This window comes from Novosphingobium aquimarinum, from assembly GCF_009746585.1.
GTDB lineage: Bacteria > Pseudomonadota > Alphaproteobacteria > Sphingomonadales > Sphingomonadaceae > Novosphingobium > Novosphingobium aquimarinum.
This window is the reverse complement of the sequence record NZ_WRPO01000016.1, coordinates 80050-89236: the sequence shown is the minus strand read 5'-3', so window position 1 is coordinate 89236 and position 9187 is coordinate 80050. Positions and strand designations below refer to the sequence as shown.

Genomic DNA, 9187 nt, shown 5'->3' with positions numbered 1-9187 from the left:
ATGACAATCCGGGTGTTGGCGACCCCCGCTCGGGCTACGCCCTCACGGCGCTCGCCAACACCCGGATCAAGTGGCCTGGTTTTACTCCGCCTAATGGACGACTTTTACTCCGCCGTTGACAGCGCGGCGATCCTCGGACAACGCCGGATCGGAACAGCGCCACAAGCGGCCATCGACCACGAAATACCGGCCATCCGGCGTATGGGGATGTCGCGCGCTGCCGCTCATGTCGAGGCAACGCCCGATCGCGGCTTCGGTTACCCGATCAGCGCCATCAATCCGTAGATCGCGACCGCGCCGCCCACGATCACCAGCAACGAGTGAAGCAGGCCCCATTTGCGCTTGGGCCCCTTGGGGCCGCCGGGCACAGGCGTGGGCCGGTAGCCTTTGAACTGGCCCGTGTTGCGCGGCGGGCGCCGGAATTTGACTACGTCTCCCATACGCCCTTCATGCCTCGCCGGGGCACTTGCGATCAAGCCCCCAGCGAGGTGAACTTAGGGAATCTTCATGCTGGCGCGCAGGAAGGCATCGCTCTCGCTCAGCACCCGGGTGCGCGCCGCGGCATCCAAGAGGTAGTGATCGAGTTCCGGAAACTCGACGTAAGTCACCGGCTTGCCCGCCTGCCGCAGTTCGCGGTCCATCAGGCGGCTTTCCTCCACGCTCACGTTCTGGTCGTACTTGCCGTGGAACATGAGGACGGGCGCCTTGATCCTCTCGACGTTCTGCGCCGGCGATCCTTCGCGAACTTGCGGCCCCGACCCGATCATCGTCTCGACGAGACTTTTCGTGGTATATTCGAAGGCCTCGTCCTTGAGCATCGCGAGATCGGTCACGGGCGCAATGGCAACGATCGCCTTGAACAAGTCGGGATCGAGCACCGCGCTTTGCAAGGCGGCATAGCCGCCATAGGACCAGCCGACGATCGCCAGCTTGTCGGGCGCGGCGATGCCTTGCGATACGAGCCACCGGCCCGCATCGTTCACATCGCCGATTGCGGTTCGCCACGATTGGAACCCGTTCTTCTCGAACCAATCCGTCCCGAACCCGGCGGACCCCCGGTATTGCGGCTGGAGCACGGCATAGCCGCGCGCGGCGTAGAACTGCACGAGCCAGTCGAAGCCCCATTCGTCCCGCGCCGAAGGGCCGCCATGCGGCATCACGATCGCGGGCAGGCCCTTGCCCGACGAGCCGACCGGAAGCGTCAAGTAAGCGGGCACCGTGGTACCGTCGGCGGCGCGATACGTCACCGATTGCATCGGCGCCAGCTTGAGTCCCTTCAGTTCGCTGCGCAGCGGCAGCACGGCTTCGAGCTTGTGCGTCGCCTTGTCGTAGACATACGTCATGCCCGGATCGACGTCGGTCTGGGTCGAAAGCAGCAAGCGGCCCTCGTCGGCGCTGGCATCGAGGAACGCGATCGCGGGATTTCCCGGCAAGGCCTTTTGCAGCGCCTTGCCCAGGCTCTCCAGTTCGGGATCGAAGAATTCGATCATGCGGCGATCCGTCGCATAGCTGACGCCGACTACGCGCTCGTTCCGGCCGATCGTCAGCAGCTCATCGATATCGACATCGTTGCGCCCGATGATCTTGGTCTTCTTGAGCGTGCCGTCCAGCGCGATCGCGTAGAGCGACTGGTAGCCGTTGTCCGGTTCGAAGCCATAGACGACGTTTTTCGCAGCATCGACCGCGTAGGGATCGAAGCCGGAGCTGCGGGTGCCGTCGTAACCGCTCTGGGCGAGCGGCTCCCACTTGCTCGAGCCCTGCCGGCGGTAGAAGTATTTCGCCGTCCCCATGAGGGCGCCGAAGCTGTCCACCTGGGAGTAGCCCATCACGCGCACGTTTCCGCGCCCGTCGGAAATGTAAGTCGAAGCGTCCTTGCGCGCCTTCTCGACCGTCCGGCGACGGCCGTTGACGGTATCGACCAGTTCCACTCCGAGCCCCTCATCGGTCTTGGCGGTGAGTGTGCCGATCGTGCTTTCGGGAACGAACACCCGCGTCATCAGAACCGCATTCTGGTCGCCATCGATGTCGCGGTCGATCACGGTTCCACCGCCTTGCGCGATACCCAGTGAGCGCATCGAGGATCGCGCCGAAAGCTGCACCAGATCGCTGCCGTCGGCATTGAGCGCGAAGGTCCGGCTATAGGTGAGATAGGGCCGGACCTGCGTGCGGGCGAAAGTAACCGTGCACAGCAGCCGCTCGTCGGACAGCCACGAACAGCGGTACAGACGCCCATCCTTGCTGGCGAGGCCGCTGATCGCCTTCGGCGCACCGCCGGCCACCAGATCGACGACGAACAGCAAGGTGCCGTCCTTGCTGGGCCCGATATAGGCGGCCTTCCGCCCCGAGGGGGACAGGCTCATCTGCATGACGCTCTCGAGCGCGCCGAAGCGCTCCGCCAGCGATGGGTCCGACGGCGCTGCGGCCGCAGGCGCTGCACTCGTCAGCCAAGCCGCGCCGAACAGGATGATCATCCTGTTCAGTACTTTGTATTTCATGATTTCTCGCCCGCGTTACTAAGGCACTGGGTACAGCAATTGTGCCCATGCAAGCAATAGCATTGACTACGTATAGTCTCCAAGTCAGACGGAGCCGATCGGAGAAACCCGCAGTTTCGAGCAGTATCTTACCTGGAGTTCAGGCTACTGCTGCGGTCGGCGCATGCGGCGCGTCGGGCCAGATCGGGTCCGGCAACTCCCTCAGCGCGGGACGCGAGATCAGATACCCCTGGATATAGCGGATGCCGAGCGTGCGCAGCACGGTGTATTCCTCGACCGTCTCGATCCCTTCGGCGATCACCGTGATCCCCATCTTGTCCGCGATCCGCATCATGCCTTCGACGATCATGCGCCGTGGCAGACTGGTATCGATCCCGCGAATCAGTTCCATGTCCAGCTTGATGAGGTTGGTCTGGAATTTCGCGAGGAGGCCGAGGCCGGCATGCCCCGCGCCGAAGTCGTCGAGCGCGGTGCCGAATCCCATGTCCTGGTAGCACTTGACGATGCCAGCGACGTGATCGGTGTCGGTCATCTGCTCGTTCTCGGTAAATTCGAAGACCAGCCGGTCGGTCGGCAGCCGAGTCGCGTGAGCGGTCTTCAACGTGAGCTGGATGCACGCGAGCGGCGAATAGACCGCGTTGGGCAGGAAATTGATCGACAGCTTCGCATCGCTTTTCAGGATCCCGGCCGCCACGGCACCTTCGATGGCAGCGACCCGGCACTGCTGATCGAAAGCATAGCGGTTTTCCGGCGTCACTTGCGCGAGCACGTCCGCAGCGCCTTGCCCGTCAGCTCCGCGAACGAGCGCCTCGTAGGCGAACACCCGGCCGGTTTCAGCATCGAGGATCGGCTGAAACGCCATTGCGATTTCGAATTCGACCTGGTCGGACCTACAGCCGTTGCAACCCATTTTCATGCACGCGTTCCCTTGATCGGCACAATCCTTAGACGACACGTGTAAATATTGGTTAAAGCACGACTTTCCTTCGCGTCTTGGGCTGGACCGTGATCCAAAGGACAAAACGGATGAGCGCCATGACGAGAGCGTAAGCAATTAAAGTATTCTGCCATGACAACGATCGCGCATAAGATTGCGCGACAACGAACAAGGTCAGGTTGGAAAGAACGAGATACCCGAGCGAATTCTGCCCGATGGCGATGAGGACATTGCTCGCGGCCATGGGCAACGTCTTCACGAGCCAGCCCGAAAGGACGAAATACAACAGGGATGCCCCGAACGAACTCACGATCCAGATGGGCTCCGGCGGGAAACGCTCCACTCCGAATCCGGCAATCCAGGCCAGCACGAAGAGCGAAAATGTCGCGAGCCCGATGCCGACAATCCATCGCGTTGGAACGGCCGGCTTGGCTGCGAGATAGGCCCCTGCGAGAAATATCGGCGAATAGGTGAGCGCGGGAAAATAGGAAAAATCGCCACCCCCGATCAAGGCACCGACCACAGGGTCGACGCTCGGCGCATCGGGGACGAACCAGGCCAGGACAAGCATCGCGATGCTGAAGCCCAGCAGCAGAGTGAGGTTGTTGGCCAGATACCGTACGGCCTTGGCGCATAAGGCCGCGATCAGAATCACGAGCGCGAAGGCGAGGAGAAATTCGGAATAGGCCGGCAAATTCCTGACCAGAACGACCGACCAGACCAGTTGCAGACTGAGCGGTTCGTTACGGAGCAAGACGAGCAACGCCAGTCCCGATACCACGAAGGCACCGTAGCATTTCAGCGCCGTCGAGAGGATGCGGGACGTCGGCAGGCGCGCACGCGAGAAATAGGCGATCCAGCACGCGTAACCGAAGCAGAACAGGAACCCCGAAAACGACACGAGATTGATGAAATGCGAGCCCAACCGCAGCAAGGAACTGTCGCGACCGTTCAGGAATTGAATGGTGTGAGCAAGGACCATTCCCGCGACGAGCAGACCCTTCATAACATCGAGAGCGTAGTTCCGATCGTCGGTCGCAGGCTTTCGCGACTTGCCGAGACCAAGGTGAGCGTCGGAAACGTCCTCATCGCTCACGATTAGGTCCTATCGTCCTGAAGCAGATCGAAGAATGGTCGAACTGCGTTTCGCATAGAAGCGCCGCGTGACCAGAAAGTTGCTTGCCGCTCTCGCCGCCGCAGCTCGGTTCACCGCCTCGCGAGCGTCCGCACGTCTTGGGGCAGGCACAGACGAGCAAGCTAAAGCTCGAAGACCTTTTGAACAATCCCTTCGGGCGTTCGATAGGTTTGGAAACCCATAGCATCATAGTATTTCAAGCCCGATGGATTGTCGGACCCGATGTAGGCGTCGATCTTTTCCAAGCCTGCATGAAATGCGGCTTGCCGGGTTGCCGAGAACAAAAGTTTGCCGACGCCCTGCCGATGGACCATGGGACTGATATGGGTACCGATAATGCCCCACCCTTCCGGTGTGTCATACGGGTTGCCGGCCAAGGCCCTCTTCAATGATTGAAAGCCGACGATATGTCCTGATCCGTCGATAGCAACGGTGCAGCGTATGCTCGTAGGATCAGCAATGTAGCGGCCCATGATGAATTCAACATCGTTTGGACGCTGGCGGCCGGTGGCTTTGATGATCTCCCCAAGCACTTGCCCCATGGCCTCCGCATCATCAGCCGATGCCGCCCGCGTTCTCATTTTTGCGTTTTCCAATAGAGGTGTTCCGATCTTTATCTGAAATGCCGTGCCCATCTTCTGACTGCAAGCGCCCCCTCTTCATTCCCCCATTCGGAGCCTCGGGAACGTTCACAAGTCTTGCCGAAGGAGGTCTTTCAAGGCCGCTTCAACAGAATCGAGACGTTCGGCCAATCCCGGTTCCGACGCATCTAGCCACGAGAGGGTGGCCTCGGCAAAGGCGGCCATTCCGGCACGAGCCGCCAAGCTGGCATGGAGCTGCGAAACAGTCCGCGCCTCCAAGGCGGCGGCCAGCGCGTCAGAAAGCGCCTCCAGCTTCGCGAGCTCGCGCTCTTGCAGCGCCGGTGTCACCGAGATGACCTCCTGCCGGGGCTTGGCGAAGGGACGGTTGTTTTCGAGGAGGGGTATGACCGCCCGGAACGCTCGAAATAAGACGTCGAGTGGCCCGAGCTCTCGTGGCGCGTCGGCAATCGCTGCAATTAGCGCTTCTACCAATACCGCTTGCCCATCGAACAGCACTTCGCGTTTGTCGGGGAAGTAACGGAAGAAGGTTCGCTCCGTCACCCCGGCGCGCGCAGCGATTTCGGCCGCCGTGGTACGATCGAAGCCGCGCGCCCGAAACAGCTCCACGGCCGATTGTTGCAGGCGCGCCCGCGCCCCTGATGTCGATCCTGCCATGCCACTCCTTGTCAGTGACTGACATACCCCCTATGTCAGCCACTGACGGCGGCAATACGCCCATTCCGCCCGACGCAGCAAGGACGACTCAATGCGTGTATTTCTCACTGGTGCGAGTGGCTGGATCGGTTCGGTGATCACACAAGAGCTCATAGCGGCCGGTCATTCCGTTGTCGGCCTGGTACGATCGTCGGAGAAGGGGACCGCTCTCGAGTCGGCCGGCGCAACGGTGCTGGTCGGCGCACTTGAAGATTTGCACGTTCTTCGCCGGGGAGCGGCGGATGCCGACGGCATCATCCACACGGCGTTCGGCCTCGACATCTCCCGCATTGGCGAACTGGCCGCAGAGGACAAGGCTGCGATCGAAACGTTCGGCGCGGTCTTCTCGGGATCGGCGCGCCCGATCATTGTCACCAGCGGCTTTCTGCACCTCACGGGAGAGCAAGCGATAGAAGACGAACGTCCCGAGATCATGCCCGATTTTCCCCGTGCATCCGAGCAAACGGCTTTCGCGCTTGCAGACCGCGGCGTGCACGCGAGTGTGGTCCGCAATCCGCGCTCCGTGCACGGCAAGGGAGAGACGCACGGATTCGTGCCGATGCTGGCCGCCGTGGCGCGTGAGACGGGCGTTTCAGCCTATGTCGGGGACGGCGCGAACTTATGGCCCGCGGTCCACCGTCTGGATGCCGCGCGCGTCTATCGTCTTGCCCTCGAACGCGGAGCGCGTGGTGAAGCCTATCACGCGGTCGCCGAGGAGGGTGTGCCCTATCGCGAGATCGCGGCGGCGATCGGCCGCCAACTCGGCGTGCCGGTCAAGTCGCTGACGCCGGAGGAGGCGAACGCACATTTCGGCCCGCTGGCGACATGGGTGGCGAATAACGGCCCTGCTTCGAACCAGTGGACGAAAAAGACGCTTGGCTGGAATCCCGAGCAAGCCGGTATCGTGGCCGATATCGAGCAGCCGGACTATTCGCGCTAGCGCCCTTTCTCGAAACGGTGCGTTAGCCATCGCCTCAAGCGGGTCACGCAACAAAATCGCAGGAGAGTTGGCGCGCCGTTCGAACAAGGTTCGAACGCGTTTGTAGGATCAGAGCGGCCATCTGCTCTGGAAATGGCGCGCCCGGCAGGGTTCGAACCTGCGACCCCAAGCTTAGAAGGCTCGTGCTCTATCCAGCTGAGCTACGGGCGCGCGCGGCGGCCCTCATAGCGTGCTTCGGGCAAGGCGCAAACCGCTGCGCGCCGCTGCTTCGACCTTGTCTGCAACGCCGCGATATCGCCGCTTTGCTCCGCCGCAAGCTCGCGCTAGGCAAGGCCGATGAGCGACGCGCACCTTTCCCGCATCGATGGCCGCACCGGCGCGCGGCGGCACTTTCGCTATTTCGATTTCGTGATGGTCGGGTTCGTCGCGATCCTGCTGCTGTCGAACCTGATCGGCGCGGCCAAGCTCACCAGCGTGTGGGGCTTCACCTTCGGCGCGGGCATCCTGTTCTTCCCGGTCAGCTACGTGATCGGCGACGTGCTCACCGAAGTCTATGGCTATGCCAACGCGCGCCGCTGCGTGTGGGCGGGCTTCTTCGCGCTGATCTTCATGGCCTTCATGAGCTTCGTCGTCGTCGCCATGCCGCCGTCGGCTGACTGGGGCTGCGCGGCGAGTGCGGACCCCATCTACGAAGGCGTGCTGCGCGCCAACGATGCCGGCACGATCTGCCAGTCGACCTACGTTTCGGTGTTCGGCAGCACCTGGCGCATCGTCCTCGCCTCGCTGCTCGCGTTCTGGGCGGGCGAATTCGTCAATTCCTATGTCCTCGCCAAGATGAAGGTCTGGACCAGAGGCAAGCACATGTGGGCGCGCACGATCGGCTCCACCGTGTTCGGGCAGGCGATCGATAGCGCGATCTTCTATCCGGTCGCCTTTCTCGGCGTGTGGGAAACCCAATCGGTGCTGATCGTGATGGTCACCAACTGGCTGATGAAGGTCTTGTGGGAAGCGGTGCTGACACCCGTCACGTATGCCGTGGTCGGCTGGCTCAAGGCGCGCGAGGGCGTCGACGTCTACGACGAGAACCTCGATTTCTCGCCCTTCGCCAAGGCTGGCGGCGTGGAGCAGGTCCCGACCGTCCACTGATGGCGCTCGATCGAATCCTGCTGTCCCGCTTCCGCAATCACCGCGAGACGCTCGTCGAAGGCAGCCGCCGGTTCAACTTGCTGGTGGGCGAGAACGGCGCGGGCAAGACCAACGTGCTCGAGGCGATCTCACTGCTCGCGCCGGGCCGCGGGCTGCGCCGCGCCGCACTGGCCGACCTGCCCGCGCACGACGGCGACGGCGGCTTCGCCGTGAACGCCGCGCTCTCGACGCCCGATGGCGAGCCGGTGCGGATCGGCACGGGCGTCTCGTCCGATCGTCCGGGGCGGCGGCTGGTGCAAGTCAACGGCGCGGAAGCGCCGGCGGTGCGCTTGTCCGAATGGCTCTCGGTCGGTTGGCTGACGCCGGCGATGGACCGCTTGTTCGTCGACAGCGCGGGCGGGCGGCGGCGCTTTCTCGACCGGCTGGTGCTGGCCTTGGTCCCGGGGCACGCCGGCGCCGCCGCGCGGCTGGAAGGCGCGCTGCGCGAGCGCAACCGGCTGCTCTCGCTCGATGCGCGGCCCGACCCGGCGTGGCTCGATGCGATCGAAACGCAAGTCGCCGAGGCCGGAGCGGAAGTCGCGGGCGCGCGCGGGGCGATGCTCGCGCGGCTCGGCGCCGCGCTGGAGCGACAGCCCGACGCGCCTTTCGCTCGCCCACGCCTCGCCTATCGTCCCGGCGGACCGGTGCTGGCCGACGAATTGGCCGCCGCCTTGCGCGAGAACCGCCCGCGCGATCTGGCCGCCGGGCGCACTCTGACCGGCCCCCATCGCGACGAGATCGAAGTCACGATGGAAGGCAAGAACCAGCCCGCCGCGGAATGCTCCACCGGCGAGCAGAAGGCGATGCTGATCGCGATCGTGCTGGCGCATTCGGGCATGCTCGAACGTGCGGGCGACGTTGCCGGGCAATCCCGTCCGCGCGTGCTCCTGCTCGACGAAGTCGCCGCCCATCTCGATCCAGTGCGCCGCGAAGCCCTGTTCGACCGGCTGCGCGATGGACGCGGGCAGATCTGGCTCACGGGGACCGAACCCGCACCGTTCGAGGCAATTCTCGGCGAAGCCGCGGTGTGGCAGGTTCGCGAAGGAACGCTGACGCGGATGGAGTGATGGGTGTGTGGGGGGAGGCACTGAGTTGGACCAGGCCCGCCACCCTTACTTCGTCATTCCCGCAAACTCTCACTTCGTCATTCCCGCGAACGCGGGAATCCAGCTTCGAAGCCATCCGAAAGCTCAGCGCTAT

Annotated in this window: 9 protein-coding genes and 1 tRNA gene; 3 read left to right on the top strand and 7 right to left on the bottom strand. The window is 63.2% G+C overall.

Translation table 11 applies throughout. From position 1 onward, the window contains the following. Positions 1-257 precede the first annotated feature (257 nt). From GQO94_RS15175 to GQO94_RS15150, 6 genes are all read right to left on the bottom strand, one after another. Positions 258-440 (bottom strand): hypothetical protein, encoded by a 183-nt coding sequence (locus GQO94_RS15175; protein ID WP_156842273.1) that lies wholly within the window; start codon positions 438-440, stop codon positions 258-260. 54 nt (positions 441-494) lie between these two features. Beyond that, the gene (locus GQO94_RS15170; RefSeq protein ID WP_232332956.1) at positions 495-2495 is read right to left on the bottom strand and encodes an alpha/beta hydrolase family protein; all 2001 of its coding nucleotides are present in this window, start codon (positions 2493-2495) and stop codon (positions 495-497) included. A gap of 139 nt (positions 2496-2634) precedes the next feature. Next, positions 2635-3411, bottom strand: a complete 777-nt coding sequence (locus GQO94_RS15165; protein WP_232332955.1) for an EAL domain-containing protein — start codon at positions 3409-3411, stop codon at positions 2635-2637. Positions 3412-3463: 52 nt separating this feature from the next. Further along, complete coding sequence (locus GQO94_RS15160; RefSeq protein ID WP_156842272.1) at positions 3464-4528, bottom strand: hypothetical protein; 1065 nt, start codon at positions 4526-4528, stop codon at positions 3464-3466. A 161-nt stretch (positions 4529-4689) separates the two neighbouring features. Then, entirely contained in the window at positions 4690-5202 is a 513-nt protein-coding gene (locus GQO94_RS15155; protein WP_232332954.1) for a GNAT family N-acetyltransferase, read from the bottom strand. A 54-nt stretch (positions 5203-5256) separates the two neighbouring features. Further along, entirely contained in the window at positions 5257-5823 is a 567-nt protein-coding gene (locus GQO94_RS15150; protein ID WP_156842271.1) for a TetR family transcriptional regulator, read from the bottom strand. A 91-nt stretch (positions 5824-5914) separates the two neighbouring features. Here GQO94_RS15150 and GQO94_RS15145 point away from each other — a divergent pair, with 91 nt between their 5' ends. After that, positions 5915-6802 (top strand): SDR family oxidoreductase, encoded by an 888-nt coding sequence (locus GQO94_RS15145; RefSeq protein WP_156842270.1) that lies wholly within the window; start codon positions 5915-5917, stop codon positions 6800-6802. A gap of 133 nt (positions 6803-6935) precedes the next feature. On the opposite strand, the gene GQO94_RS15140 is transcribed toward GQO94_RS15145, so the two are convergent. Further along, a tRNA-Arg gene (locus GQO94_RS15140) sits at positions 6936-7012 on the bottom strand. A 126-nt stretch (positions 7013-7138) separates the two neighbouring features. On the opposite strand from GQO94_RS15140, the gene GQO94_RS15135 reads away from it, so the two are divergent. Together GQO94_RS15135 and recF are read left to right on the top strand one after the other, a co-directional pair. Beyond that, complete coding sequence (locus GQO94_RS15135; protein WP_156842269.1) at positions 7139-7948, top strand: queuosine precursor transporter; 810 nt, start codon at positions 7139-7141, stop codon at positions 7946-7948. Next, a complete protein-coding gene (gene recF, locus GQO94_RS15130) occupies positions 7948-9054 on the top strand; it encodes a DNA replication/repair protein RecF (RefSeq protein WP_156842268.1) in 1107 nt (368 codons plus the stop codon). The genes GQO94_RS15135 and recF overlap by 1 nt, the downstream gene beginning before the upstream one ends. The last annotated feature ends 133 nt before the right edge of the window (positions 9055-9187 follow it).

What these genes read in the sequence shown, in the direction of transcription:
- GQO94_RS15175 (WP_156842273.1), bottom strand. Translation starts at nt 440, where the DNA reads ATGGGAGACGTAGTCAAATTCCGGCGCCCGCCGCGCAACACGGGCCAG.
- GQO94_RS15170 (WP_232332956.1), bottom strand. Translation starts at nt 2,495, where the DNA reads ATGAAATACAAAGTACTGAACAGGATGATCATCCTGTTCGGCGCGGCT.
- GQO94_RS15165 (WP_232332955.1), bottom strand. Translation starts at nt 3,411, where the DNA reads ATGAAAATGGGTTGCAACGGCTGTAGGTCCGACCAGGTCGAATTCGAA.
- GQO94_RS15155 (WP_232332954.1), bottom strand. Translation starts at nt 5,202, where the DNA reads ATGGGCACGGCATTTCAGATAAAGATCGGAACACCTCTATTGGAAAAC.
- GQO94_RS15150 (WP_156842271.1), bottom strand. Translation starts at nt 5,823, where the DNA reads ATGGCAGGATCGACATCAGGGGCGCGGGCGCGCCTGCAACAATCGGCC.
- GQO94_RS15145 (WP_156842270.1), top strand. Translation starts at nt 5,915, where the DNA reads ATGCGTGTATTTCTCACTGGTGCGAGTGGCTGGATCGGTTCGGTGATC.
- GQO94_RS15135 (WP_156842269.1), top strand. Translation starts at nt 7,139, where the DNA reads ATGAGCGACGCGCACCTTTCCCGCATCGATGGCCGCACCGGCGCGCGG.
- recF (WP_156842268.1), top strand. Translation starts at nt 7,948, where the DNA reads ATGGCGCTCGATCGAATCCTGCTGTCCCGCTTCCGCAATCACCGCGAG.